The 25,615-nt window shown below is 70.9% G+C and carries 22 protein-coding genes and 1 riboswitch; of the genes, 11 read left to right on the top strand and 11 right to left on the bottom strand.

The features are described 5' to 3' along the window. Positions 1-95: 95 nt before the first annotated feature. From ACWEIJ_RS30730 to ACWEIJ_RS30720, 3 genes are all read left to right on the top strand, one after another. Complete coding sequence (locus ACWEIJ_RS30730) at positions 96-1,019, top strand: anti-sigma factor RsbA family regulatory protein (protein ID WP_449840727.1); 924 nt, start codon at positions 96-98, stop codon at positions 1,017-1,019. 207 nt (positions 1,020-1,226) lie between these two features. Then, positions 1,227-1,583: a DUF742 domain-containing protein gene (locus ACWEIJ_RS30725; RefSeq protein ID WP_449840726.1), complete on the top strand. Its 357-nt coding sequence runs from the start codon at positions 1,227-1,229 to the stop codon at positions 1,581-1,583. 57 nt (positions 1,584-1,640) lie between these two features. Beyond that, positions 1,641-2,003, top strand: a complete 363-nt coding sequence (locus ACWEIJ_RS30720; protein WP_449840780.1) for a LapA family protein — start codon at positions 1,641-1,643, stop codon at positions 2,001-2,003. Here the strand turns inward: ACWEIJ_RS30720 and ACWEIJ_RS30715 are convergent. Beyond that, positions 1,957-4,581, bottom strand: a complete 2,625-nt coding sequence (locus ACWEIJ_RS30715) for a LuxR C-terminal-related transcriptional regulator (RefSeq protein WP_449840725.1) — start codon at positions 4,579-4,581, stop codon at positions 1,957-1,959. The genes ACWEIJ_RS30720 and ACWEIJ_RS30715 overlap by 47 nt on opposite strands. A 280-nt stretch (positions 4,582-4,861) precedes the next feature. Here ACWEIJ_RS30715 and ACWEIJ_RS30710 point away from each other — a divergent pair, with 280 nt between their 5' ends. From ACWEIJ_RS30710 to ACWEIJ_RS30700, 3 genes are read left to right on the top strand one after another with little or no spacing between them, the layout of a single operon-like run. After that, complete coding sequence (locus ACWEIJ_RS30710; RefSeq protein ID WP_449840724.1) at positions 4,862-7,411, top strand: AAA family ATPase; 2,550 nt, start codon at positions 4,862-4,864, stop codon at positions 7,409-7,411. Between the two features lie 40 nt (positions 7,412-7,451). Next, the gene (lgt, locus tag ACWEIJ_RS30705; protein ID WP_449840723.1) at positions 7,452-8,330 is read left to right on the top strand and encodes a prolipoprotein diacylglyceryl transferase; all 879 of its coding nucleotides are present in this window, start codon (positions 7,452-7,454) and stop codon (positions 8,328-8,330) included. A 34-nt stretch (positions 8,331-8,364) separates the two neighbouring features. Further along, positions 8,365-8,868: an EF-hand domain-containing protein gene (locus ACWEIJ_RS30700; protein ID WP_449840722.1), complete on the top strand. Its 504-nt coding sequence runs from the start codon at positions 8,365-8,367 to the stop codon at positions 8,866-8,868. Here ACWEIJ_RS30700 and ACWEIJ_RS30695 read toward each other — a convergent pair. The 3 genes from ACWEIJ_RS30695 to ACWEIJ_RS30685 are packed head-to-tail and all read right to left on the bottom strand — an operon-like array spanning position 8,847 to position 10,523. Then, positions 8,847-9,587 carry a maltokinase N-terminal cap-like domain-containing protein gene (locus ACWEIJ_RS30695; protein ID WP_449840721.1) on the bottom strand — a complete coding sequence of 247 codons (741 nt, stop codon included), beginning with the start codon at positions 9,585-9,587 and terminating at the stop codon, positions 8,847-8,849. The genes ACWEIJ_RS30700 and ACWEIJ_RS30695 overlap by 22 nt on opposite strands. A gap of 10 nt (positions 9,588-9,597) precedes the next feature. Continuing rightward, positions 9,598-10,146 (bottom strand): GTP cyclohydrolase I FolE, encoded by a 549-nt coding sequence (gene folE / locus ACWEIJ_RS30690; protein ID WP_449840720.1) that lies wholly within the window; start codon positions 10,144-10,146, stop codon positions 9,598-9,600. Continuing rightward, positions 10,143-10,523, bottom strand: coding sequence for a DoxX family membrane protein (locus tag ACWEIJ_RS30685; RefSeq protein ID WP_449840719.1), 381 nt, complete (start codon positions 10,521-10,523; stop codon positions 10,143-10,145). The genes folE and ACWEIJ_RS30685 overlap by 4 nt, the downstream gene beginning before the upstream one ends. A gap of 78 nt (positions 10,524-10,601) precedes the next feature. Between ACWEIJ_RS30685 and ACWEIJ_RS30680 the strand changes: the two genes are divergently transcribed. Continuing rightward, positions 10,602-11,255 carry a helix-turn-helix transcriptional regulator gene (locus ACWEIJ_RS30680; RefSeq protein WP_449840718.1) on the top strand — a complete coding sequence of 218 codons (654 nt, stop codon included), beginning with the start codon at positions 10,602-10,604 and terminating at the stop codon, positions 11,253-11,255. A gap of 89 nt (positions 11,256-11,344) precedes the next feature. On the opposite strand, the gene cobN is transcribed toward ACWEIJ_RS30680, so the two are convergent. Then, entirely contained in the window at positions 11,345-14,908 is a 3,564-nt protein-coding gene (cobN, locus tag ACWEIJ_RS30675; RefSeq protein ID WP_449840717.1) for a cobaltochelatase subunit CobN, read from the bottom strand. Positions 14,909-14,943: 35 nt separating this feature from the next. Continuing rightward, positions 14,944-15,075, bottom strand: a riboswitch (cobalamin riboswitch). 8 nt (positions 15,076-15,083) lie between these two features. Between cobN and ACWEIJ_RS30670 the strand changes: the two genes are divergently transcribed. The 3 genes from ACWEIJ_RS30670 to cobJ are packed head-to-tail and all read left to right on the top strand — an operon-like array spanning position 15,084 to position 18,261. After that, positions 15,084-16,199, top strand: coding sequence for a hypothetical protein (locus ACWEIJ_RS30670; RefSeq protein ID WP_449840716.1), 1,116 nt, complete (start codon positions 15,084-15,086; stop codon positions 16,197-16,199). Next, the gene (locus ACWEIJ_RS30665) at positions 16,196-16,816 is read left to right on the top strand and encodes a precorrin-8X methylmutase (RefSeq protein WP_449840715.1); all 621 of its coding nucleotides are present in this window, start codon (positions 16,196-16,198) and stop codon (positions 16,814-16,816) included. The genes ACWEIJ_RS30670 and ACWEIJ_RS30665 overlap by 4 nt, the downstream gene beginning before the upstream one ends. Beyond that, positions 16,813-18,261, top strand: a complete 1,449-nt coding sequence (cobJ, locus tag ACWEIJ_RS30660; protein ID WP_449840714.1) for a precorrin-3B C(17)-methyltransferase — start codon at positions 16,813-16,815, stop codon at positions 18,259-18,261. Before ACWEIJ_RS30665 ends, cobJ begins: the two co-directional genes overlap by 4 nt. Here the strand turns inward: cobJ and ACWEIJ_RS30655 are convergent. Then, positions 18,236-19,417 (bottom strand): MFS transporter, encoded by a 1,182-nt coding sequence (locus ACWEIJ_RS30655; protein WP_449840713.1) that lies wholly within the window; start codon positions 19,415-19,417, stop codon positions 18,236-18,238. The genes cobJ and ACWEIJ_RS30655 overlap by 26 nt on opposite strands. 92 nt (positions 19,418-19,509) lie before the next feature. Between ACWEIJ_RS30655 and ACWEIJ_RS30650 the strand changes: the two genes are divergently transcribed. Further along, positions 19,510-20,436, top strand: a complete 927-nt coding sequence (locus ACWEIJ_RS30650; protein WP_449840712.1) for a LysR family transcriptional regulator — start codon at positions 19,510-19,512, stop codon at positions 20,434-20,436. On the opposite strand, the gene ACWEIJ_RS30645 is transcribed toward ACWEIJ_RS30650, so the two are convergent. Genes ACWEIJ_RS30645 through ACWEIJ_RS30625 form a run of 5 tightly spaced genes read right to left on the bottom strand, consistent with a single transcriptional unit; the run spans position 20,390 to position 25,610 of the window. Next, the gene (locus tag ACWEIJ_RS30645; protein ID WP_449840711.1) at positions 20,390-21,109 is read right to left on the bottom strand and encodes a cobalt-precorrin-6A reductase; all 720 of its coding nucleotides are present in this window, start codon (positions 21,107-21,109) and stop codon (positions 20,390-20,392) included. The two genes, ACWEIJ_RS30650 and ACWEIJ_RS30645, sit on opposite strands and share 47 nt — an antisense overlap. Beyond that, positions 21,106-21,846 (bottom strand): precorrin-4 C(11)-methyltransferase, encoded by a 741-nt coding sequence (gene cobM / locus ACWEIJ_RS30640; protein WP_449840710.1) that lies wholly within the window; start codon positions 21,844-21,846, stop codon positions 21,106-21,108. Before cobM ends, ACWEIJ_RS30645 begins: the two co-directional genes overlap by 4 nt. Next, positions 21,843-23,030 (bottom strand): precorrin-6y C5,15-methyltransferase (decarboxylating) subunit CbiE, encoded by a 1,188-nt coding sequence (gene cbiE / locus ACWEIJ_RS30635; RefSeq protein WP_449840709.1) that lies wholly within the window; start codon positions 23,028-23,030, stop codon positions 21,843-21,845. The genes cobM and cbiE overlap by 4 nt, the downstream gene beginning before the upstream one ends. Beyond that, the gene (locus ACWEIJ_RS30630; protein WP_449840708.1) at positions 23,011-23,403 is read right to left on the bottom strand and encodes a PPOX class F420-dependent oxidoreductase; all 393 of its coding nucleotides are present in this window, start codon (positions 23,401-23,403) and stop codon (positions 23,011-23,013) included. The genes cbiE and ACWEIJ_RS30630 overlap by 20 nt, the downstream gene beginning before the upstream one ends. Further along, positions 23,400-25,610: a P-loop NTPase fold protein gene (locus ACWEIJ_RS30625; RefSeq protein ID WP_449840707.1), complete on the bottom strand. Its 2,211-nt coding sequence runs from the start codon at positions 25,608-25,610 to the stop codon at positions 23,400-23,402. Before ACWEIJ_RS30625 ends, ACWEIJ_RS30630 begins: the two co-directional genes overlap by 4 nt. Positions 25,611-25,615 lie beyond the last annotated feature (5 nt).

Raw genomic sequence — 25,615 nt, 5'->3', positions numbered from 1 at the left:
TCCTGTGTAGGGGCTGACACGGTGTGAGGGTCAAGAAATGATGGTTTGAGCAACGCGCCGGGTGCGCATCCTGGGGCGTTGACGAGAGGTGGCACATGACGTTCGCGCATCCCGCGTTGTTCTACTCCGATGAGGACTCCTACATCGACGGGACCGTCCCGTTCGTCGTGGAAGGGCTCGCGAACGCCGAGCCGGTGGCCATCGCGGTGCCCGGCACGAACCTGCGGCTGCTCAGGGAGTCGCTGAGCGGGTTCGCGCACCTCATCACGTTCATCGACATGGCCGACACCGGCCGCAACCCCGGCCGGATCATCCCCGACCTGCGCGTCTTCGCCGACCGGCACCGCGGGCCCGTGCGGATCATCAGCGAACCGGTGTGGGACCACCGCACCGAGGTCGAATACCCTGCCTGCGCCCTGCACGAGGCACTGGTCAACTACGCGTTCAGCGGCCGTGACCTCAGCATTCTCTGCCCGTACAACACCTCGGCGCTCAACCACGACGTGCTGGCCGACGCCGAGAAGACCCACCCGGTCGTGATCGACGCGGGCGGCCACCGCCCCAGCGACCACTTCCACCCCGCGCGGGTCGTCGTCGCCGCGCACTCGCTGCCGTTGCCCGCCCCGGAGGACGCGGCGAGCACGTCGGTCGGTGCCGGTGCGATGGCGGCGGTGCGGACGTTCGCCCGTGAGCAGGCGCTGAAGCTGGGCCTGGCGGCGGAACGGCTGGACGACTTCGCGCTCGCGGTCACCGAGCTCGCGACCAACAGCGTGCGGCACGGCGGCGGAGAGAGCACGGTCCGGGTCTGGGCGGAAAGAGAAAGTATTGTTTGCCAAGTCAACGACAACGGTCACATCACCGATGTTCTGGCTGGCCGCACGCCTGTTCACGCAAACGACCCAGGTGGTCGCGGTCTGTTGCTGGTGAACCGTTTGGCCGACCTCGTGCGCACCCAAACGACGTCGTCGGGGACCGCGATCCAGGTCAGATTCGATCTGGGGAACAAAAAGGCAACGTGATCGACATACATTCGGGCGTTCTCGTTATAGCTTGGGCACGTGCACGACGAGGAAGCGACGGAAATCGGTTACACGGGGGCTCGTTTCGGGTCCCCGAAGACCCGGAGACGGCTGCGTGACGAGCGAACCCACGACTCGGTGACGCAACAACTGCCTCGTCAGGAACCGTTGCGCCAACGCCCACCGGAACCGCCGCCGGAGTGGCCGATGCAGGAAGAAGAAGACGCACCACCCGCTCACACACAGGACAGCGCGCTCGTTCGCCCGTACGCGCGCACCGGTGGCCGCACCGCGGCCCGCCACGATCTCCGCCTCGAAACGCTGCTGTCCACCGACGAGGACCGGCTCCACCGCGCGAACAACGACCAGGCGGCGATGATGCGGCTGTGCCTGCAGCCGCGGTCGGTCGCCGAGATCTCCGCGCTCATGAAGATCCCGCTGGGCGTCACGCGCGTGCTGCTGAGCGACCTGATCACGCTCGGCCTGGTCGCCGTGCACGAGCCCGGCGACAAGCCGAACATGGCGCTGCTCGAACGGGTTCTGGCCGGCCTGCGCCGGTTGTAGCCACCCGTTCGCCGACGAGCGAGATCACGCCGGGTCGCCGATAATCGGCCTGTGGCGATGCCGAACGACGAGACTTCCGAACCGATCACGAAGCCCGTGCCCGCGCCGGGAGGCGAGGCCGCACCGAGGAAACCGCGGCCCACCAGGATCAGCGGTGCCTGGGTGGCCGTGCTGGTCGCGATCGTCGTGCTGATCTTCCTGCTCGTGTTCATCCTGCAGAACGGTGACAACGCGACCATCAACTTCCTGTGGGGCCAGGCCAGCCTGCCGCTCGGCGTGGCGCTGCTGTTCAGCGCGATCGGCGGTGCGCTGCTGGTCGCGGTCGTCGGCGCGGCCCGCATCCTGCAGCTGCGGCGTCAGGCGAAGCGGGCGGTCACTGGTCGTCCCTCGACCTCATCACCAGCTCGACGCGAGAGCTGATCCCGAGCTTGCGGAAGATCTTGCGCAGGTGGAAGTTCACCGTGTGCGGTGACATGAACAGCTGCGTCGAGATCTGCCGGTTCGTCTGACCCTTCGCCACCAGGTTCGCGATCGCCCGTTCGGTGTCGTCCAAACTGGACCATCCGGACGCAGGGCGCACCGGTGCGGCCCGCCGGCGCCGGCCGAGCTTGCGCAACCGTCCGAGCACCCGCGCGCCGTCCCGCGACGCGCCGATCTCCCGGTAGAGCCCCAGCGCGGTCTCCAGCGCCTTCACCGACGCCGCCCGGTCGCTCGACTCCGTCAGCATGACGCCGAGGTCCTCGGCGGCGTTCGCCCGTGCCCACAGGTCCCGGTGCTGCTGCGAAGCCCGTTCCACCGACGAGGCGTCGCCGTCGAGCAGACCTCGCGCGTGCAACGCGGCCGCCGCCACCGCGCGGAATCCGGGGTTCTCCTCGGCAAGTCGTTCCACGCGGTCCACCACGGCCTTGGCCAGCCGTTCGTCGCCCGCCTCCAGGGCTCGCCGCACGAACCACCCGGCCGCGCGCGGTTCCTCGGCGAACAACCCGGACGCCACCAGCCCCGGATACTCGTCCGTCAGCAGCTCCAACGCCTTGTCCAGGCCGAAACCCACGTACGACACGAGCACGTCGGCCCACTGGTAGTAGGCGCGCGAGAAGATGATCCCGTCGACCGGGAACTGGCCGCGGTAGCGCTCGACGTGCTCGATCGCGGCCGGGAGATCACCGGTGTGCAGCGCGACCTTCGCGAGCACGGCGAGCGCCGGTGCCACCAGCGCGGTGTGCCCGGTCTCCTCCGCCGCGGACAGCGCGGCGCGCGCCTCGACCGAGGCCTCCTCGATCCGCCCCGCCTGCAACAGGATCCGCGCATGCACGACCGAGGTCAGCAGTTGCTTGGTGACCACCGACGACGGTCCGCTGCGCGCCCGCCGCACCACGCTGTCGGCCTCGGAGAACTCGCGCAGCCCCGAGTGCAGCGTCGCCAGCAGCAGCTGCGGGTACGCGCACAGGTCGTGCGAGGTGACGGACTGCGCGGCCTCGCGCGCCAGTTCCAGTGCCGCGCCGGGCTGTCCGGCGTCGCGCGCGATCGCCGCCAGCACCGCGAGCGCGGTGGCCAGCACGTCGTCCGGCGAACCGGTGTGCGCGCGCACGACCGCGTCGGCCAGCTCCTCCGCTCGTCGCCGGTCGTGGCCGAGCAGCGCCATCATCCGGGTGATCTCCACCCACGGCACGAGTTCCGGCCGCAGATCCGGCTCGGCGAGCAGCACCTCGGAGATCTCCACCGACTCGGCGTGCTGCGCGCCCAGCAACGTCGTGGTCGCCACGCAGTGCCGCAGTTCGGCGGCCGGTTCCGGGGAGACCTGACGGGACAACGCGTCCTGCGCGAGCGCCTGCGCGGCCGTGAGCTTGCCCGCCGCGGTCAACGCCCGCACCGCCACGACCGTGCGGTGCACCAGGGAGGCGGACGACTGGTCGGTGAGTTCGAGCGCCCGCACCGCGAGTTCGGCCGCGGCCTGCGGAGCGTTCCACAGCACGGCTTTCGCTGCCGCCACCAGCCCGTCGATCGACCGCACGTCACCGCGCTGGGCGCCGTGCAGGAGGTGCTGGGCGGCCGTGACGGCGGAATCCCCGCGCCCCAGCAGCATCTCGCCGGCCTCGCGGTGCAGCGCCCGCCGCACCGGTGGCGGCACGGAGTCGGCGATCAGCCGCCAGACCAGCTCGTGCCGGAACGCCAGCCGGTCGTCCAGCGACGCCACCAGACCGGCACCGATGGCCTCGTCCAGCGCGGGCAACAGGATCGCGGTGCTGGACGCCAGCATCTCCGCGAGGTCACCGGGTTCGAAGCGCGGCCCGAGCACCGACGCCACCTGCAGCACGTGCCTCGCCTTGCCGCTCAACGAACTGACGCGGTCGCGCAGCAACGCCTCGGTCCGCCGCGGCGAGCAGTCGCCGCGCAACGACGCGTGCTCGTCGGAGAGCCGGACCTGACCGTCTTCGCGCAGCGCGGCCAGAAGACGGATCAGCGCAGCGGGATTCCCTTGTGCGGTCGACGCCAACGCACGCAAGTCGTGGTCCGGAGTTCCACCGACGAGATCGGCGACGAGGTCCGCGACCACGTTGTCCGTCAGCGGTCGAAGCTCGATCCGCACGGCACCGCGTGCCGCGGCGGCGGTGAACAGGCGGTCCGCGCCCTCACCGCACCGGCGGGCGAGCAGCCAGACGACCTTCTGCTGGGCGGAGGCGGGTAGCAGTGCGCGCAGAGCGGCCAGGGTTCCCGGCTCGGCCAGGTGGAGATCGTCCAGCACGACGAGCGCCGGGCTCTGCGGTGGGCGTTCGGCCAAGCGGGCCAGCAGAAAGGGCTGGTCCAGTTCGTCCTCCGCCGCGGCCACCTCGAAACCGCGGCGCGCGGCGAGGGCGGCGGCTTCGGCCAGCAACCGCGTCTTGCCGGTTCCCGCCGCGCCGTCGACCAACACCACTCCGGTGCCCGCGTCCAGCACACCGCTCAGGAGCTCGCGTTCTCCTTCACGGCCGCGGAACACCCCGTCCCGATTCGCCGACACCCATTTTTCCTTTCGCTCCGCGGCGGCGGAGAACAAGTGCTGCCCTACCACAACGACCCCCGCACCGACCAGCCCCGAGCCGCACCGCTGGGCCGTCCGGATGACCACGTGAGGCCGCCTCCCGGCTGCCGCTACCCATTCGAGTAGTTGCCCGGCGGATCATACGGGCCGCACCCCTGTTGAGACGCCCATAGCGCAGGAAGCTTTACCTGGGCAAGTGGCGTTCTTTCTCCTAGCATCAATTCCGCTGATCCATTCACCCGCAGATTGTGGAGAGATCGTGAAAAACCGGCGGAAAGCGTGGTGTGCCGGAATCAGCGACCAGGTGACGCCGGGCACGACGACCGTGCTGGAAGGTGCGCCCGGTACGGGCAAGACCGCGGTGCTCGACGACCTCGCCGCGCGCTGGGAGGACTCGGGCGGGCACGTCGTGCGAGCGCGCGGGAGTGCGCTGGAGGGCGATCTGCCGTTCGGGATCGTGGCCCAGCTCTTCGACCAGACCGACCCCGCGCTCGTGCCGCCGGAGGCTCTCGGCGCGCTCCGGCTGACCGCGCCGGCCGCCGACTTCGCCGTCCTGCAGGGCGTGTACCGGCTGGCCGCGGCGCTGGCGGGGACGTCGGGGCTGCTCGTCGCGGTGGACGACGTGCAGTGGGCGGACGCCGCGTCGTTGCGCTGGCTCGCCTACCTGGCCCTGCGGGTCCAGCGCCTGCCCATCGCGCTCGTGCTGGCCGTGGGTGAGCGGTGTGATGATCCTTCTTATGGCGAGATCATCGCGACGTGTCGCCGCGTGGTGCTCGGCAACATGTCGTGGGACGCGGTGCGCGATCTCGTCTCGGCAACGCTCGGTGCGCCGGCTCCCGAGTTCGTGACCGCCTGCCTGGACGCGACCGGCGGCAACCCGTTGACCGTGACGCGCCTGGTGAAGGCATTGGCGGAGGACGGGGTCCCACCGACCGCCGAGGCCGCGTGGCAGGTCGCGCAACGCGGTGTGGAGGTGTGCGGCGAGGTCGTGGTCGCCCGGCTCCGGCGTCGTCCGGCCACCGTCGTCACCACGGCGCACTGCCTGGCGGTGCTCGGGCCGTCACCGCATCCCGGCGTGCTGGCGGAGCTGACGCGGCTGAGCCCGGCCGAGCTGGCCGAGGCGATGCGCACGGTGGAGCTGCTCGGCGCAGTCGGGCCTGTCGTTCTCGACGACATGCCCGCGTCCGCGCGGGCTGCTTTGCACCTGCGGGCCGCGCAGGCGTTGCGCGCGCACGGTGCGTCCGATCGGGTCGTGGCCGATCAGCTGCTGGAGACCTCGCCGGGCCTGGAGCCGTGGGCGGCCGAGGTGCTGGACCGGGCCGCGCAGGAGGCGGTGAACCGCGGCGACACGTCCGGTGCCGCGCGGTTGCTGTGGCGGGCGTTGCGCGAGCCGGTGGCGAACCCGTCACGGGCGTTGCGGCTGCTGGGAGTGGCCGAGCTGGTGGGGAACCTGCCCGGCGCGACGGCCCGGTTGCGCGAGGCCTGTCAGTCCGATGAGGACGATGACGAGTCGGCCGTCGCGTTGTCCTACGCGTTGCACGCCGAGGGGAAAGCAGCCGAACTGACGTCCCTGCTGGCGGGTTGTTCGCCGTGGGCGCGGGCACATCTGGCCGTGCACGGGCTGGCGTGGCAGGAAGCCGTGCCGCTTTCGGCCTCACTCGACACACCCGCCGGGGTGCTGCACCACGTGATGGTCGGCGACATCAGCGCCGATGAGGCCGTTGCGCTGGTGTCGACCGGGACGACGACGTCCGCGCTGACGTCCGCGATGGTCCTGAACCTGGCCGACGCGCTGGACTCGGCGCTGACCGTGCTGGACGACGTGGACCGCGCCCGGGCTCCGGCGTTGCGCGCGCTGACGTACGTGATGCGCGCGAACGTCCAGCGCCGCAAGGGAGATCTCGCGTCCGCCCGCGCCGACCTCGCGCTGGCGGGTGACCACCTGCGCCAGGACCGGCGGTGGCACGCGATCTCCGCCTGGCACGCCGCGCTGTTCGCCGACATCCTGCTCGAAGAGGGCCGCCTGGACGAGGCGGACGCCCTGATCTCCGAGGCCTCGACCGAGGAGGCCCGGCGCGTGTGGTCTTTCGGCGGACTGCTGACCGTTCGCGGACGGATGCTCACCGCGCGCGGCGACGATCACGAGGCGTTGGAGGCTTTTCTGGCCGCCGGACGGCACTGCGCGCTGTGGCCCTACCGAAATCCCGCGGCGCTGGCGTGGCGTTCCGGCGCCGCACTGGCCTGCGCGGCGCTGGGCGACGGCGAACGCGCCCGTGAGCTCGCGTTGGAAGAAGTGGCTTTGGCACGCGCGTGGGGCGCTCCACGCGCGTTGGGCATGGCGTTGCGCGCGGCGGGCCGGGTCACGGCCGGCGCGGCCGGGCGGACGCTGCTGGACGAAGCCGTGCGGGTGCTGCGGTCCTCCCCCGCCCGCTTGGAACTGGCGCGCGCGTTGGTCGATCTCGGTGTGGTGTCACGACGTCAGGGCGACAGTGCCGGTGCGCGCGCCTGTCTGCGTGACGCGCTGGATCTCGCCCAGAAGTGCGGCTCGTCCGCGATGGCGGCGCGGGCCTACTCCGAGCTGGTGGCGACCGGCGCCGGGCCGCGACGCCTGCGCCAGACCGGCCCGACCGCGCTCACCCCGACCGAGCACCAGGTGGCGGCGCTCGCGGCCGGAGGACGGTCCAACGAGGAGATCGCCTCGGCGTTGCTGATGCCCGCGGACGCCGTCGAGGGCGTGCTGTCCGGCACCTACCGCAAGCTCGGCGTCTCCGGCCGCCTGCAGCTGTCCGAGGCACTCGACGTGGACTAGCTTCACCGGGAGGTAACGGATCTCCGGCCATCCTGGCGCGATGGTTCCGGGGGCAGGACCGATCCACTCCGTCATCCCGAGTCCCACCCAGGCCGTGTGGCATCTCGGGCCGATTCCGTTGCGCGCCTACGCACTCTGCATCATCGCGGGCGTCCTGGTCGCCGTCTGGCTCACCGAGCGCAGGTGGGTGCAGCGCGGCGGAAAAGCCGGTGCGGTCGGGCAGATCGCGACCTGGGCGGTCCCGTTCGGCGTGGTCGGTGCCCGGCTGTACCACGTGATCACGACCTGGCAGCCGTACTTCGGCCCCGGCGGCGACCCGATCTCGGCCCTGTACCTCTGGCACGGTGGCATGGGTGTCTGGGGCGCCATCGCCCTCGGCGCGCTCGGAGCGTGGATCGGTGCGCGCCGCGCGGGCGTGTCACTGGCCCCGATGGCCGACGCGGCGGCGCCGGGAATCGCGCTGGCGCAAGGGATCGGGCGCCTCGGCAACTGGTTCAACAATGAGGTCCACGGCGGCCCCACCGACCTGCCGTGGGGCCTGCGGATCCACGAATGGGACCAGGCGGCCGGGCACGCCGTCAACGGACCGGACGGCGCGGCCGTCGTCCTGGGCACGTTCCACCCGGCGTTCCTCTACGAACTGCTGTGGGACTTCGCCGTGGCCGCCGCGGTGATCTGGGCGGACCGCCGGTTCCGCCTCGGCCACGGCCGCGCCTTCGGGCTCTACGTGGCGCTCTACACGGCGGGCCGGCTGTGGATCGAAGCACTCCGGACCGACACGGCGAACCACGTCCTCGGCCTGCGCCTGAACATCTGGACCTCACTCCTCGTGGGCCTGACGGCCGTGGTCCTCACCGTCCTGTCGGCACGGCGGCATCCCGGCCGCGAGCCGGTTGGTTCGGACCCGTTCGGCCGATAGTTTCCATTGCAACATTCGGCCTATTGTGACGCGCATGGCCAGTGACCTGCAAAGACGCAAGGTGACAGTGGTGTTCGGAGCAATGGACGCCAACGGGGACGGTTATCTGACCGAAAGCGACTTCCGCGCGCTCACCGCGCGGTGGGTGTCGTTGCGCGGCGGCGACGAGGAACTGCTGTCCGGCGTGATGATGGGTTGGTGGGCCACGCTCTCCGCCATCGCGGGCAGGGACGAGGTGACCATCGACCACGTCCTGAGCATCGTGGACGCGCTCCCGAAGACCCCGGAGGCGGTCACCGACACCGCCGACGCGATGTTCGCCGCCGTCGACGAGAACCGCGACGACTACATCTCCCCCGACGAGTACCGGACGATGATCGCCGCCTGGCTGGGCCACGACGGCGTCACCGACTTCGCCGCGCTCGACTCCGACGGCGACGGCAGGCTGTCGCGCGAGGAGTTCGCCCAGCTGTGGCTGGAGTTCTGGGCCGGCGACGACGCCTCGGCGGCGGGCACCTACGTGTTCGGCCCGGTGTAGCGGACCACCGCGAGCCGGCCGGTCTTCTGCTCGCCGTCCTGGTGCCAGAAACCGGTGACGAGGCCGACCGCGTCTTCGGGCGGGCCACCCGGTACGACCCGGCGGTCCACGTTGGCCGCGTCCGCCGGCAAGCCGTCCGGCACGATCCTCCGGTCCACACCGACCCCGTCACCCGCCGAACCGCCCGGTACGACCCGCCGGTCCACACCCACCAGGCCGCCCGGTACGACCCGCCGGTCCACACCCACCAGGCCGTCCGGCACGATCCTCCGGTCCACGTCGATCCTCACCGCGTCCGGGCTGAACCGACCCGGCCGGAGCAGCGCACCGCGTGCCCCGGCCGCATCGAACCCCGTACGGGCAGCCGGTTCCGCCGCCCCGCCCGTGGCGACCAGGTCCAGCACCGCGGCCACCCACACCGGATCGCTCACCGCGTCGTAGATCCACCGCGTCCCGAGCACGCTGTGCTCGGCCGTCCTGACGAGCGAGCCACCGGCCAGCGGTGCGCCTCGATACGTCAGCGGCACGTGGTGGACCGCCTGACCGTCGTGGAGCAGATGCGTCTCCACGCCGACCTCGCCGGCCGGGTCCTCGAACCGGAAGAACCCGACCGGCCGCACCGCACCCGTCCCCGAGTACCACGGCTGAGCCGCGACCCACGCGGGCAGGAAATCGCGGAAGTGCGGGGTGAGCGCGGCACCGGCGTGAATCTTCCCCATGCCTCGCAGGCTACGCGTGCACGAGGGTGAAGAACTCCTGCCGTGACGCGGGATCCTTGCGCAGCAGGCCCTGCAGCGCCGACGTGACGGTGCGGGATCCGTTGACCCGCACACCGCGCAACGCCATGCACATGTGCTCGGCCTCGATCACCACGCCGACTCCCAGGGGCTGCAGGTGTTCCTGCAGCCAGTCGGCGACCTGCTTGGTGAGCCGTTCCTGCACCTGCAGGTCGCGGGCGAACATCTCCACGACCCGCGCGAGCTTCGACAGGCCGAGGATCCGTTCGCCCGGCAGGTAACCGACGTGGGCGACGCCGTGGAACGGCAGCATGTGGTGCTCGCACAACGACTGCACGGGAATTCCGCGCGCCAGCACCAGTTCGTCGTAGCCCTCGTCGTTGGGGAACGTCGTGAGGTTGAACGAACGCGGTGTCAGCAGCTCGGCGTAGGCCTCGGCGACGCGGCGCGGGGTGTCGGCCAGGTGCACCGAGTACGGGTCCTTGCCCAGCGCCTTCAACAGGTCCGAGACCGCCTGCCGCGCCGCCTCGGTGTCGATCACGCGCGCACCGCGAGCCTGGACAGCGCGAGCGCCGCGACCAGCAGGCCGAAGTCGCGCAACGCGACGTCGTAGTAGCCGGACAGGGTGAGCAGGTTGACGATGATCCCGAACAGCCAGGCCGCGACGACGAGCCCGCCCCACTTCGGTCGCAGCGCCACGAGCACGCCGGCCACGATCTCGATCACGCCGACGATGTACATGGCCGTCTGCGGGGTGCCCGGCACGATCGAGTCGATCCACGGCGCCAGGTACTGCGGCCAGTCGACGAGCAGGTTGAAGAACTTGTCCAGCCCGAACAGGATCGGCGCCACCGTGAACACCGTGCGCAGCAGCACGAACGCCTGCGTGGCCGGGTCCGTGCGCGTCATGACCGCCATGGTTCCTCCTTCTAACGACAACTTGCGTTAACGTTAGAACTAGGTGCCGATTATCGTCAACTGGAGTAGGTTTTAGAGATGGCCGACCCCGTCGCCGCCGTCGCGGCTCTCGACGAGCCGAACCGCCGCAAGCTCTACGACTTCGTGGTGCGCCAGACCGCGCCCATCAGCAAGGACGAGGCCTCCGAGGCCATCGGCCTGCCGCGCACGACCGCGGCCTTCCACCTCGACAAGCTGGTCGAGATGGGCCTGCTGGACGTGCTGCACGAACGCCGGTCTGGCCGCACCGGCCCCGGCGCCGGCCGCCCGGCGAAGCTCTACCGCCGTTCCGGCGAGCAGATCGAGGTGTCGCTGCCCGACCGGCGGTACGAGGCCGCGAGCCACCTGCTCACGGACGCGCTCCTGGAAGCCGAGACCACGGGCGAGCCCGCGCGCGAGATCCTCAACCGGCGCGCCTACGAGTGGGGCTCGGACCTGGCGGCGGAGGCGGACGGTGACGTCGTCCGGGCGTTGGAGGACCTCGGGTTCGAGCCGCAGCCGGAGGACGGGACGATCCTGCTGGGCAACTGCCCCTTCCACAGCCTGGCCCAGAAGCACACCCAGCTGGTGTGCGGGATGAACCTCTGCCTGGTCAGCGGAATCCTGGACGGGATCGCGGCACGCAGCCACACCGCGAGCCTCGACCCGTCACCGGGTCACTGCTGCGTGCGCCTCGACCGCACCCCCGCTTAGCCCGGAACGCACGCGGGGACCTTTCGTACTCTCCTGCAGTACGAAAGGTCCCCGCGTGCGGAAAAGAATCAGCCGAAAGAGTGTTGGGACTAGGCGCCGTCTTCCAGGTCGCCCTCGGTTTCGAGGTAGGCGGAGCGGAGGGCGTCCAAGGTGGACGGCTCGGGGTGCTCCCACATCTTGCGCTCGGCCGCTTCCAGCAACCGTTCGGCGATGCCGTGCAACGCCCACGGGTTCGAGGTCTGCAGGAACTTGCGGGTCTCCGGGTCGAGCACGTACGTCTCGGTCAGCTTCTCGTACATCCAGTCCGCGACCACGCCGGTCGTGGCGTCGTACCCGAACAGGTACTCGACCGTGGCCTGCAGCTCGAACGCGCCCTTGTACCCGTGCTGCCGCATCGCCCCGACCCAGCGCGGGTTCACCACGCGGGCGCGGAAGATCCGCGAGGTCTCCTCGGTCAGCGTGCGGGTGCGGACGGCCTCCGGACGCGTGCTGTCACCGACGTAGGCCGCGGGCGCCTTGCCCGTCAGCGCCTTCACCATCGTGACCATGCCACCGTGGTACTGGAAGTAGTCGTCCGAGTCGGCGATGTCGTGCTCGCGGGTGTCGATGTTCTTGGCCGCCACCGCGATCCGCCGGTACGCCGACTCCATGTCCTGCCGCGCCGCCACGCCGTCGACGCCGCGCCCGTACGCGTACCCGCCCCACACCGCGTAGACCTCGGCGATGTCGGAGGAGTCGCGCCAGTTGCGGCTGTCGATCAACGGCAGCACGCCCGCGCCGTACGCGCCCGGCTTGGAGCCGAAGATCCGCAACGTGGCCCTGCGCTGGTCGCCGTGCTCTTCCAGGTCCTTGAGCATGTGCGCGCGGACGAAGTTCTGCTCCGCGGGCTCGTCCAGGGCGGCCACCAGTTGCACGGCATCGTCCAAAAGGGACACGACGTGCGGGAAGGCGTCTCGGAAGAACCCGGAGATCCGGACCGTGACGTCGATGCGCGGCCTCTCCAGCTCCGCGAGCGGAACGACTTCGAGGCCGGTCACCCGGCGCGACTGGTCGTCCCACACCGGCCGCACGCCCAGCAGCGCGAACACCTCGGCGATGTCGTCACCGGCCGTGCGCATCGCCGACGTGCCCCACACCGACAGGCCGACCGACGGCGGCCACTCGCCGCCGTTCTCCTCCCGGTACCTGGCGAGCAGCGAGTCGGCCATCGCCTGGCCGGTCTCCCACGCGAGCCGCGACGGGATGGCCTTCGGGTCGACCGAGTAGAAGTTGCGCCCGGTCGGCAGCACGTTCACCAGGCCGCGCAACGGTGATCCGGACGGCCCGGCCGGGATGTACCCGCCGTCCAGCGCGTGCAGCACGTTCGTCATCTCGTCCGTGGTGCGCGCCAGCCTGGGCACGACCTCGACCGCCGCGAACTCCAGGATCCGCTGCACGTCAACGGACTCGTGCAGGGTCTTCGCGACCTCGGCGTCCCAGCCCGCGTCCTCCATCGCCTGGACGAGCGCGCGCGCCTGTTCCTCAACGGCGTCAACGTCTTCCCGGGCCGTGCCGACGAGCCCGAGCGCCTCCCGCAGCCCCGGCAGTGCGGCGACCTGACCGCCCCACATCTGCCGCGCCTGCAGCATCGCGAGCACGAGGTTGACCCGGACCGAGCCGGTCGGCGCCTGGCCGAGGACGTGCAGGCCGTCGCGGATCTGGACGTCCTTGACCTCGCACAGCCAGCCGTCGACGTGCAGCAGGAACTCGTCGAACTCGGCGTCGTGCGGCCGGTCGTCCAGGCCGAGGTCGTGGTCGAGCTTCGCGGCCTGGATCAACGTCCAGATCTGCGCCCGGATCGCCGGCAGCTTGGCCGGGTCCATCGCGGAGATGTTGCCGTACTCGTCGAGCAGCTGCTCCAACCGGGCGATGTCGCCGTAGCTGTCCGCGCGGGCCATCGGCGGCACGAGGTGGTCGACCAGCGTGGCGTGCGCGCGCCGCTTGGCCTGCGTGCCCTCACCGGGGTCGTTGACGAGGAACGGGTAGATCAGCGGCAGGTCGCCGAGCGCCGCGTCCGTGCCGCAGGACGCCGACATGCCGACGGTCTTGCCGGGCAACCACTCCAGGTTGCCGTGCTTGCCGACGTGCACGACCGCGTCCGCGCCGAACTCCGCCTCGATCCACCGGTAGGCGGCGAGGTAGTGGTGCGAGGGCGGCAGGTCCGGGTCGTGGTAGATCGCGATCGGGTTCTCGCCGAACCCGCGCGGTGGCTGCACGATCACGACGACGTTGCCCGACCGCAACGCCGCCAGCACGATCTCGCCGTCGCGGGACTTCGAGTGGTCGACGAACAACGAGCCGGGCGCCTCACCCCAGTGCTCCTGCATCGACTCGCGGAAGTCCTCGGGCAGCGTCTCGTAGTACGCCCGGTAGTCGGCTGCCGCGATGCGCACGGGGTTGCTCTCGAACTGCTCCTGCGTGAGCCAGTCCGCGTCCTGCCCACCGGCCGCGATCAGCGCGTGGATCAGCGCGTCGCCGTCCAGCTCGTCGACGCCGGGCAGCTCGGTGCCGATGTCGTAACCGTGCTCCCGCATGGCCTTCAGCAACCGCACGGTCGACGCCGGCGTGTCCAGGCCGACCGCGTTGCCGATCCTGCTGTGCTTGGTCGGGTACGCCGACAACATGACCGCGATCCTGCGGTCCTCCACCGGGATGTGGCGCAGCTTGCCGTGCCGGACCGCGATGCCCGCGACGCGCAGCGCCCGTTCGGGATCGGCCACGTACACGGTGAGCCCGTCGGAGTCGATCTCCTTGAACGAGAACGGAACCGTGATGATCCGCCCGTCGAACTCGGGGATCGCCACCTGCGTCGCGGTGTCCAAAGGAGACAGTCCGTCGTCGTTGGAGTCCCACGACTCGCGGCTGGAGGTGAGGCACAACCCCTGCAGGATCGGCACGTCCAGCGCGGCGAGCGCCCCGACGTCCCACGCGTCGTCGTCCCCACCGGCACTCGCCTTGGCGGGGTTCGTGCCACCGGCCGCCAGCACCGTGACGATCAGCGCGTCCGCCTGCCCGAGCGTCTCCAGCAGCTCGGGCTCGGCGGTGCGCAACGACGAGCAGTAGACCGGCAGCGGCCTGCCGCCCTTGGCCTCGATCGCGTCGCACAACGCGTGCACGAACGCCGTGTTCCCCGCGACGTGGTGCGCCCGGTAGTAGAGCACCGCGACCGTCGGGCCTTCGTTCGACGGCTCGCGCTCCAGCACACCCCAGGTCGGCGTGGCCTGCGGCGTGGCGAACCCGTGCCCGGTCAGCAGAATCGTGTCTTCGAGGAACTTGTGCAGCTCGGCGAGGTTCGCGGCCCCACCGTGCGCCAGGTAGAGGTGCGCCTCGGCGCACACGCCGCCGGGCACCGTCGACAGCTCCATCAGCGCCGCGTCGGGCTGCTGCTCACCGCCCAGCACCACCACGGGCAACCCGCTGGCCAGCAGCCAGTCGAGCCCTTCCTCCCACATCCGGCGCCCACCGAGAATGCGCACCACGACCAGGTTGACGTCCTGGACGAGCGCGGGCAGGTCGTCGGCCGTGAGCCGCGCGGGGTTGCCGAGCCGGTACTCGGCACCACTCGCCCGAGCCGACAGCAGGTCGGTGTCGGAGGTCGACAGCAGCAGGATCACGCAGGCTCCATCCCTCGTGGGGTCCTCGCCCCAGGTTGCGGGTGACAGGCGAAGCGGAGTTCCTGACTCCCAGCTGCCGCTGGTCACAGTGGCGGGACCGCGCCGGATTCACACCGGCTTCCTCCTGCGCTTCGTCGTTCGGGCTCACCCTAACCGGCGGGTTACAGTCCGACCTATGCGTACTCACCCGGATGCCTGCCCAGGCGCCGTCGAGCTGCACCAGGCGGCCGACGGCGGTCTCGCGCGCATCCGGGTCCCCGGCGGCACTCTTTCCGCTGCTCAGTGGGACGCGGTCCGGGTCGCGGCGCTGGAACTCGGCAACGGCTCGCTGGAGCTGACCTCGCGGGCGAACCTCCAGATCAGGGGCCTCGCGGACGGCGTCGAGCTGGGTGCGCGCCTGCGTGCCGCGGGCCTGCTGCCCTCCGACACGCACGAACGCATCCGCAACGTCATCGCCGCGCCGCTGGAGGACAACCAGGCGCTGGTCGACGCACTGGACGCGGCCCTGTGCGCGGACCCGGCGCTGGCCGCGCTGCCAGGGCGTTTCCTCGTCACGGTCGGACTGTCGGTGAGTGGGCTCGGGGGCGACTTCGGGCTGGTCAGCGACGTCGAGGCGGACCGGGACGGCGACAGCGGGCCGGTCGGCGACGCAGCCCCGCCTCGCACCGCCCTCCTCCTCGCCGGTACCGATACAGGTGTCCGCGTCACCGACCCCGTCGACGCCCTGATCACCGCCGCCCGCCTCTTCCAGGAGATGCGCGGCACGGCCTGGCGCCTGTCCGAAGTGGACGACGGTGTGCGAAAGATCACCGAGCACTTCGGCGCCACCGATGCCCCGCGGATCACCCCGGCTGTGACACCGGTCGCACCTTCGGCTTCGACGCCGGGCGTTCCGCTGGGCCGCCTCGACGCCCACCAGCTCCCCGGTGTCCCGATCCGGCTGACCCCGTGGCGCAGCCTGGTCGTGCCCGCGGGCACCGACGTCTCCGGCCTGATCACCGACCCCGCCTCGCCCTGGCACGGCGTGAGCGCGTGCACCGGCCGCCCCGGCTGCGTCAAGTCGCTGTCCGACGTGCGCGCCGACGTCCACGCCTGGCTCGGCCGCCCGGAATTGTCAGACCCTTCTGCGACGATTGGAGTGGGGACCCGATCCCCCCAGGGGGCCCTCCAATCCGGATCGATTCCGCAGCGCCCGGTGCACTGGGCGGGCTGCGCACGCCGCTGCGGCCGCCCCGCCGGCGATGTGATCGAGTTCGTCGCGACCGGCGACGGCTACGAGGAGATCAGGTGACGGAGTACATCAAGGACGGCGCGGAGATCTACCGCCAGTCGTTCGCCACCATCCGCGCGGAATCGGACCTCACCAGGTTCCCGCCCGACGTCGCCCAGGTGGTCGTCCGCATGATCCACGCGTGCGGCATGACCGACCTGCCGAACGACGTGGCCTTCTCCCCCGGCGTCGTCCGCAGCGCGCGCGAGGCACTCCGCAACGGCGCCCCGATCCTGTGCGACGCCAACATGGTCGCGTCCGGCGTCACGCGTCGCCGCCTGCCGAAGGACAACGAAGTCCTCTGCCTCCTTCAGGATCCGCGCACGCCCGGCCTCGCGAAGGCCATCGGCAACACCCGCAGCGCCGCCGCCCTGGAGCTCCTCCAGGACAGGTTCGAAGGCGCCGTGATCGCCATCGGCAACGCCCCCACCGCGCTGTTCCACCTGATCGACCTGATCAACGCAGGGGCACCGCGCCCGGCCGCCGTCCTGGGCATCCCGGTCGGCTTCATCGGTGCGAAGGAGTCCAAGGAAGCTTTGGCCGCAACGGATCTGGAGCACCTTGTGGTGCACGGCCGGCGCGGCGGCAGTGCCATGACGGCGGCGGCTATCAACGCGATTGCGAGTGAAGAAGAGTGACGGGCAAGCTCTACGGCGTCGGTCTGGGTCCTGGCGACCCGGAACTCGTGACGGTCAAGGCCGCGCGGCTCATCGGGGAAGCCGACGTGGTCGCGTTCCACAGCGCCCGCCACGGCCGAAGCGTCGCCAGGACCATCGCGGAGCCGTACTTCCGCCAGGGTCAGATCCTCGAACAGCTGGTCTACCCGGTCACCACCGAGGACACCGACGACTACCAGGGCGAGATCGACCAGTTCTACGAGGAAGCGGCCGCACGCCTCGCCGCGCACCTCGACGCCGGTCGCGACGTCGTCGTGCTGGCCGCGGGCGACCCGTTCTTCTACGGCTCGTACATGCACATGCACAAGCGCCTGAAAGACCGCTACGAGTGGGAGGTCGTCCCCGGCGTCACGAGCGTCAGCGGCGCGAGCGCGGTGCTCGGCACCCCGCTGGTCGAACGCGACGAGGTCCTCACGATCCTGCCCGGCACGCTCCCGCCGGCAGAACTGGCCGAACGTCTGAAGAGCACCGACTCGGCCGCGATCCTCAAGCTGGGCCGCACCTTCGGCAACGTCAGGCAAGCCCTCGAAGACGCGAACCGGCTGGAGAACGCCTGGTACGTCGAGCGCGCCACCACGGGCCGCCAGCGCACGTCCCCGCTGGCCGACGTCGATCCGGACACCGTCCCGTACTTCTCGCTGGCCCTGCTGCCCAGCCACTCCAGGCCCACGCCGGAAAAGGGCCACGTCACGGTCGTCGGCCTCGGCCCCGGCACACGGGCCTGGCTGACCCCGGAAGCCAGGCAGGCGCTGGAGTCCGCGGACGACCTGGTCGGCTACACCACCTACCTCGACCGCGTCCCGGACCGCCCCGGCCAGACGAAACACGCCTCCCACAACCAGGTCGAGTCCGAACGCGCCGCCTTCGCCCTCGACCTGGCGCGCAAGGGCAAGCGCGTGGCGGTCGTGTCCTCCGGCGACCCAGGCGTGTTCGCCATGGCCACCGCGGTGCTGGAAGTCGCCGCGGAGACCCAGGACATCCCGGTGCAGGTCCTCCCCGGTGTCACCGCCGCGAACGCCGTGGCGGCCAAGGCAGGTGCCCCGCTCGGGCACGACTACGCGGTGATCTCGCTGAGCGACCGCCTCAAGCCGTGGGACGTCATCGCCGAACGCCTCACCGCCGCCGCGAAGGCCGACCTGGTGATCGCGATCTACAACCCGGCGTCGAAGGCCCGCACGCACCAGGTCGCGGACATGCGGGACCTGCTGCTGCAGCACCGTTCCCCGGACACTCCGGTCGTCGTGGGACGCGATGTGGGCGGCCCCGAGGAGGAGATCCGCGTCGGCACCCTGAAGGCGCTCGACCCGGAGACCGTCGACATGCGCTGCCTGCTGATCATCGGCTCGTCCCAGACCGTGGTGACCGAGCACGGCGTGGTCTTCACGCCCCGGCGCTATCCGTCCTGAGCAGCAACGGAGTCGCCAGCAGGAACAGGCAGGAGAGGGTGATCGCGGCGAGCGGGCTGGTGAGCGTCGCCAGTCCGCCCCAGATCACCATCAGGGCGGCCTGCACGAGTTTGCCGCTGACGCTCCACGTCGTGAGCACCTGCGCCACCCGGTCCGCCGGCGTGCGCTGGAGGCGTTCGGTCGCGAGGATCGGGTTGAACACGCCCATGCACGTGATCAGCAGTCCCTCGACGACGATCACGGTGAGCAGCCCCGCGACACCGGGCCGGACCAGCGCCAGCCCGAGCGGGAAGAACGAGCGCAACCAGCCGGAGACGATCATCACCCGATGGCTGCCGTACCGCGTGCACAGCGGTGCGGACAGGCGCGCGCCGACGAAGCCGCCGAGCGCCGGGACGCCGAAGGCCAGACCGTACTGCCAGGCCGGGAAGTGGTACTCGCCCAGCAGCAGCACCGACAGCACCGGAACCGCGGCCATGATCAGCCCGCTCACCAGGACCGAGTTGAGGAACAGCCGCCGCAGCACGCGGTCACCGAGGATGAACCGCCGTCCGGACAGGAACCCGGGCACTCGCGCCGCCTCGGGTGAAGCGACGTCGCTGCCCCGGATGCACAGGATCCCGAGCGCGGACAACAGGTAGCTGACCGCGTTGGCGAGGACGGTGACGACCGGGCCGAGCAGCCCGACGAGCGCTCCGCCCAGCGGTGGACCGGCCGCGGTCGCGACCCAGCTCGTGCCCTCGAACCTCCCGTTCGCGACGAGCAGCCGGTCGCCGCGGACGAGGTGCTTCAGGTACGCGCCGGACGCGGCGGTGAACGCGATGCTCGCGGTTCCGGACACGACCGAGACGGCCAGCAGCTGACCGAACGACAGCAGGTCGCAGAAGTGCGCGACCGGAACGCTCGCCATCGCGAGGAACCTGACCAGGTCCATCGCGATCATCACGGGCCGCTTGGCCCTGCGGTCGACCCACGGCCCGAACGGCAGCGCGACCACCGCCGCGACCGCGAGCCCTGCCGCTTCCAGCAACGACACCGCGAACGCCGTGGAGTGCAACACCTGGACCGCGATGAGCGGAAACGCCCCGAACGCGATCCACGTGCCGTAAGTGCTGACGGCATATGCCGACCACAACCATCGGAAGCCGTGTCCCATGCACCGCATCACATCGCCCGTACCCAGGCAAGATCAAACAACCGTCGCCCGGCGAGCCACAACGATCGGTTGGCCGTGTTTAGGCTCGTCGCATGGACACCGAGGCAGTGCGATCGTTCGTCCGCGCGGCCGAGCTCGGGCAGCTGCAGCACGCGGCCGACGAGCTGGGCGTGACGCAGCAGGCCGTCTCGAAGCGGATCGCCACCCTGGAACGGCGGCTCGGCGTCCAGCTGTTCACCCGCACCGCCCGGGGTGTCGAACTGACCGCGGACGGACAGGCGTTCCTGCCGCACGCGCGAGGCATCGTCACGGGCGTGGACCGCGCCATCACCGCGATGACCCCCGGCGCCCCGCGGATCGACGTGCTCGGCTTCCGCAGCGCGCAGGCCGTTGTGCTGCACGAGTACTGGCGGTCGCGTCCCGGCGTCCACCTCGACGTGGTGACCCTCAGGGAGAACGACCCGCGCGCGGTGGTCGCCGCCATCCGGGCGGGCGAGATCGACGCGTCGTTCCGCACGATCACCGACCCGGCCGCGCTGCCGCACGACGTGCGGATGATCCACGCGTTCGACTCACCGCTGGAACTTCTCGTCGGCCCGCGGCATCCGCTGGCGCCGGCGAGCACGCTGACCCCGGCCCAGCTGCGCCGGCACCGGATCTGGGTGCCGGGCATCGCGCCCCGCAGCGAGTGGGCGGACTTCTACGACCAGCTCGTGACCGCCTTCGACCTGCGCGTGGACGGCGCCGGCCCGCACTTCGGCGACGAGGTGCTCCTCGACACCCTCGCGGAGTCGGCCGACGTGGCCACGTTCGTCGGCGCGCGTGACCGGTACGTCTGGCCGGCGGCCTACGACCTGCGCCGCATCCCGATCGTGGACCCGATGCTCGTCTACCCGCTGTCGCTCCTGCTGCCCGGAAAACCGCACCCGGGACTGCGGCCGATCATCGACCACTTCCGGGGCCTCGCACCGCTCAGCGGGGAGGCGTGGCGTCCTTCTTGGGGTTGTTCAGCCAGGTGAGGGCGTCGTCCACGGTCGCCACCACCTGCGCGGGCGGCAGCGGTGGCCGCCGCACGATCACGACCGGGATCCCCAGCTGCTCAGCGGCTTCGAGCTTGGCCGACGTCATCGACCCGCCGCTGTCCTTGGTCACCAGTACGTCGATCCCACGCGACCGCATCAGCTCCAGCTCACCATCCACAGTGAACGGTCCGCGCGACAGCAGCACCTCGATCCGTTGCGGCATCGGCGGTTCCGGCGGCTCGACCATCCGCGCCACGAACCACTGCGGACACGAGGCGAACTCCGCCAGGTCCTGCCGCCCGGTGGTGAGGAACACCCGCGACCCCGGCAGGTCCCGCGCCGCCTCCGCAACGCCGTCCACCCAGCGCCAGCCGGCACGAGGCGTGAACCCGGGACGCCGCAGGATCAGGAACGGCACCCCGACCTGCGCGCACGCCTCGAACGCGTTCGCGGTGATCTGCCGCGCGAACGGGTGCGTGGCGTCCACGACGGCGTGGATGTCGTTGTCCCGCAACCACTGCGCCAGCCCGGCCACACCGCCGAAACCGCCGACCCGGACCTCGCCGAGGGGAAGCCGAGGCGAACTCACCCGCCCGGCCAGCGACGAGATCGCGGGGACACGAGCAGCCAACTCGCGTGCTTCGCCCGTCCCTCCCAGGATCAGGATCATCGAACGCGGGTCGTCGAGTACAGGTGGCTGTCGGGGAACTGCGTGGCCCCCAGCGTCCGTCCCACGATGATCACCGCGGTCCGCTTGATCCCGGCGGCCTCGACCTGCGCGGCGATGTCGTCCAACGTCCCGCGCAGCACCACCTCGTCCGCGCGGGAGGCGTACGCGACCACCGCGACCGGACAGTCCGGCCCGTAGTTCGGCACCAGCTCGGCGACGACGTCGGAAATCCGCTGCACCGCCAGGTGCAACACCATCGTCGCCCGGCTGCGCCCCAACGTGTCGAGGTCCTCACCGGCGGGCATCGGCGTGGCCCGCTGCGAAGTGCGGGTGAGGATCACCGTCTGTCCCACTCCGGGCACGGTCAGTTCCCGCTGCAGGGAAGCCGCCGCGGCCGCGAACGCGGGCACACCGGGCGTCACGTCGTAGTCGATCCCCAACGCGTCCAACCGGCGCATCTGCTCGGCCATCGCGCTGAACACCGCGGGATCCCCGGAGTGCAACCGAGCCACGTCCAGGCCCTCGGCAGAGGCCGCGGCGAGCTCGGCGACGATCTCGTCCAGCGTCAGCGAGGCGGTGTCGACGAGCCGCGCGCCAGGTGGACAGAAGTCCAGCAGCTCAACCGGCACCAACGCACCCGCGTACAGGCACACCGGCGAAGCGGCGATCAGGTCCCGCCCCCGCACGGTGATCAGATCAGCGGCCCCTGGACCAGCGCCGATGAAGTGCACGGTCACTTGGTCACGCTCCAGGTCGTCACCGGCATGTGCGGCCGCCACCCGGTGAACTTGCCCACCGAGGACCCGCGGTTCACCGCGATCCGCACCAGGTCACCGCCGAGCCGCGCGTACCACTGCGCCACCACGGCCTCCGACTCCAGCGTCACGGCGTTCACGACCAGCCGGCCGCCGGCCCCCAGCGCGTCCCAGCAGGTCTGCATCACACCGGGCACCGTCAGCCCGCCACCGATGAAGATGGCATCGGGCTTCTCCAGCCCCTCCAACGCGACGGGCGCCCGTCCGATGTGGACCTCGACCCCCGGCACGCCCAGCGCGGCCGCGTTGCGCCCGATCCGCTCAGCACGCACCGCGTCCTGCTCCACGGCGATCGCCCGGCACGTCGGATGCGTCCGCGCCCATTCGATCGCGATGGATCCCGACCCGGCACCGACGTCCCACAGCACCTGTCCCGGCAACGGTGCCAACGTCGACAGCGAAATAGCCCGCACCTCACGTTTGGTCAACTGGCCGTCAGTCTCGTACGCGTCGTCCGGCAGCCCGGGCACCCGCGAATAGGCGCTCCCGGCGTACTCGGCAGCGATGACGCACAACGGATCCGCACTTTCCCCGGACCACTGGTAGACCCGCTCGGCGGGCCCACCCAACTGTTCGAGCACTGTAATCGGCCCAGCCAGTTCCGCAACGGTTTGCGGGTCACCACCCAATACCAAAATCCGCCGGCCCGGCGTCAGCGCGGGCCGCAGCAGGTCAGGCGACCGCCCGACCAGCGACACGACCTCGACCTCGTTCAACGCCCACCCGAGCCGCGCACAGGCCAGCGACACCGACGACGGGTGCGGGATCACCGTGACGCGCGGGCCCAGCAGGCGCACCAACGTGGTGCCGATGCCGTGGAACATGGGATCGCCCGATGCCAGCACGCAGACGTCGCGGTACTTCTCGAACAGGCCGGGCAAGGCGGGGACCAGCGGCGACGGCCACGCGACGCGCTCCTGCTCACCCGGCACCGGCTCCGCCGCCCCCGACCCACCGCCGAACCCCCGCGGTACCAGGTCGAGCTGCCTTTGGCTCCCCATCAACACCCGAGCGCCGCGCACCGCCCGCTGAGCCGCGGGCGAAAGCCCGTCCCACCCGTCGGCCCCGATGCCGACAACGACGACGTCAGAGGGTTCCGGTGACACGCCGCACCTGAATCTCGATCACCACACGTGTCGGGTTGACCCGAGGCTGCCGGTACCGCACGGCATACCGCCGCACCGCCTCCTCCACGGCCTCCGGCTCGTCCCGCACCACCGCGGGACCCTCCAACGTGGACCACCGCCCACCGTCCACCTGGCACACCGCCGCGTACCCGGCCCGCCGCACGTGCTTGACCTTCCACGACCCGCCGTCCGTGATGATCCGCGCCACGCCGGCCTCCTGGTCGAGCGTCACCCCGACCGGCACGACGTGCGGCGTTCCGTCCGGACGAACGGTCGACAGCGTGCACAGGTGCCGCTCGGTCCAGAACTCGGCGAACTCGGCGCCCCGCTCGATCGACATGTCATGAATCATGCACAAGCGGCGGTCGTGAACGAAAATCGCCGCACCAGGGGCAGCCACTTCCGGTACGCGGAAAGGTCGTCCGGCACGGCCAGGTCGCCGACGAGCCGGTCCATCTCCTGCCGCCAGTCCCGCCCCGACTCGATGGCGTCGAACAGCGCGTCGCACTGCCTCGTCCGGCCCACGAGCACGGCCAGCAGCACCAGCACGACCTTGTAGTCGACGTCCAGGAACGCGTCCGTCTCCGAAGGCGCCATCCGGGCCTTGACCAGCCGGTACAGGTTCACCAGACGCTTGGCGGCACGCGGTGTGCGCACCAGCGGCGACAGCTGTTCGAGGTAGAGCAGCTCCGGCCCGCTGAACCGCATGCCGCGCGGCGTCAGGTCGTACGACGCGCCGGGGGTCTCCTCCTCGACCGGCTCGCTCCGGCCGGAGAGGAGGACCGGCACCCCGGCCCGCAGGGCATCGGCCGGCGTGACGTGCGTCGCCTCCCCGAACTCCTCGGCCAGGTCGGAGACCAGCCGCCGGAACCCCGGCCCGTCCATGGGCCGCAGCGCGAACGACACCTGGAAGATCTTCTCCAGGTAGTCGACGGGGTCGTCGAGCATCTCGGTGTAGTGCTCGCGCAACGCCCGCAGCAGCCACCGCGCGTCCACGCCGACGACCACCACGAACACCGGTTGCGCGAGCAGCAGGTGCACCGCCTCCAGCACCTTGATCACGACGGGCGGCGGGCACCGGTCCAGGTCGTCGATGTAGAGCACGATCCGTTCCGGACCGGCCGCGGAGTGGGCCAGGATCGCCGCGAACATCTCCAGGTCCTTGCGCACCAGCGACACCACGCCCAGGTGCTGCTGGTAGTCGCGGCCGCGGGCGTACTCGGCGAGGTCGGGGGCGAGTGCGGCGATCGACTGCTCCAGCCCCTCGATCTCCTCGTCGAGCTCGGCGAGCCGGGAGTCCAGCGGGTCCTCGCGGTCCTTGAGCTCGCGGAACCACGTCACCGCCTTCGCCGCACGGGTCAGCACCGGTGTCGCGGCGGCCACCGACGCGGCGAGCACCAGCGGCCACTTCACCGAGACGAAGAACAGCCCGGCCACCACCAGCACGCCCAGCACGAGCGTGACCACGGCCGCCCGATCCCGGCGAACCTGCCCCCAGACGAACTCCGGCACCTTCACACCGGGCGCGACGAACGTCAGATCACCCTCGCCGAGCTGCTTCGACAGCTTCCGCCGCGCCGATCCGAGCACCTTCTGCTGCCGGGCCGCGACCGCCATCCGTTCCAGCCGGACGCTCGCCAGCCGATCGGTCAGCGACGTCTTCTCCTTGCGCTGCTCGGCGAACTCGTCCGCGATCCGCTCCAGGTCGTGCGTCGACCCGCCGGCGAGGTTGTCGAAGATGTGCGTCGCGAGCGACGCCCACAGGTCCGCCTCGACGTAGTGCCACGCGTTGAACCTGATCTGCCGCACCGACGCGCAGTACACCGAGTGGTCCGCCGCGGCCGACCGCCGCGCCAGGTCGTCGATCCGCGCCTCCATCTGCCGCATGAAGAAGCTCTTGCCGCTGCCCCAGTTGCCGAACAGCCCGATCGACAGCGGTGGCTTGATCAACCGCGAGGCCGCCAGGTCGGCGAGCATCTCGACGTCCGAGGAGATGCCGAGCCGGTCCACGCCCTCGTCGACGTCCGGCCGGTAGCCCGCGTGCGTCCGGATGGGTCCGAGCTCGCGCACCTGGCTCAGGAACTCCGGCACGGTCTCCACCTCGGGCAGTCCCGGGTAGAGCCGGCGCACCGTCTCCTTCTCGTCATCGCTGAGGTAGATCGACACCCGCACGACCACCGCGTCATGCGCCCACAACGGCAGCTCCCGCGTGTTGGCCGACGTGAACACGATGATCCATCGTGGTGTGCTCAGGTCCATGTGCTCAGGCGCCGAGCCCCAGTCGATCCACAGCACGGAGTCCGGGATGGCCGCCTCGCCCTCCGCGGGACTGACCACGATGGGCTTGTCCGGCAACACGCGCAACAACGCCTCGTAGACGGCCCGGCGCGCACCGGCCCCGCCCGGATCGGTCTGCACGATCACCACCCCGGGCCGGCGCAGCGCGCGGTCGAGCTGACCGTCGACATCGCGCGGCAGGTAGACGCTGGGAGAACCGCTCGGCTCCCTCAGCAACCTCGTCCGGTCGACGTCCCGCACCCAAGGAAGATCATCCGCCACACCGA

It is taken from the genome of Lentzea sp. NPDC004789 (assembly GCF_053601075.1).
Note: the sequence above shows the minus strand (reverse complement) of the source record. Positions and strands in the feature narration are given on the sequence as shown.

Coding starts and splice junctions, on each gene's coding strand:
- ACWEIJ_RS30720 (WP_449840780.1), top strand. CDS start 1,641: ATGCCGAACGACGAGACTTCCGAACCGATCACGAAGCCCGTGCCCGCG.
- ACWEIJ_RS30680 (WP_449840718.1), top strand. CDS start 10,602: ATGGCCGACCCCGTCGCCGCCGTCGCGGCTCTCGACGAGCCGAACCGC.
- ACWEIJ_RS30630 (WP_449840708.1), bottom strand. CDS start 23,403: ATGATTCATGACATGTCGATCGAGCGGGGCGCCGAGTTCGCCGAGTTC.
- ACWEIJ_RS30645 (WP_449840711.1), bottom strand. CDS start 21,109: ATGATCCTGATCCTGGGAGGGACGGGCGAAGCACGCGAGTTGGCTGCT.
- ACWEIJ_RS30650 (WP_449840712.1), top strand. CDS start 19,510: ATGGACACCGAGGCAGTGCGATCGTTCGTCCGCGCGGCCGAGCTCGGG.
- ACWEIJ_RS30655 (WP_449840713.1), bottom strand. CDS start 19,417: ATGGGACACGGCTTCCGATGGTTGTGGTCGGCATATGCCGTCAGCACT.
- ACWEIJ_RS30695 (WP_449840721.1), bottom strand. CDS start 9,587: ATGGGGAAGATTCACGCCGGTGCCGCGCTCACCCCGCACTTCCGCGAT.
- ACWEIJ_RS30730 (WP_449840727.1), top strand. CDS start 96: ATGACGTTCGCGCATCCCGCGTTGTTCTACTCCGATGAGGACTCCTAC.
- ACWEIJ_RS30685 (WP_449840719.1), bottom strand. CDS start 10,523: ATGGCGGTCATGACGCGCACGGACCCGGCCACGCAGGCGTTCGTGCTG.
- lgt (WP_449840723.1), top strand. CDS start 7,452: ATGGTTCCGGGGGCAGGACCGATCCACTCCGTCATCCCGAGTCCCACC.
- ACWEIJ_RS30700 (WP_449840722.1), top strand. CDS start 8,365: ATGGCCAGTGACCTGCAAAGACGCAAGGTGACAGTGGTGTTCGGAGCA.
- ACWEIJ_RS30670 (WP_449840716.1), top strand. CDS start 15,084: ATGCGTACTCACCCGGATGCCTGCCCAGGCGCCGTCGAGCTGCACCAG.
- ACWEIJ_RS30725 (WP_449840726.1), top strand. CDS start 1,227: ATGCAGGAAGAAGAAGACGCACCACCCGCTCACACACAGGACAGCGCG.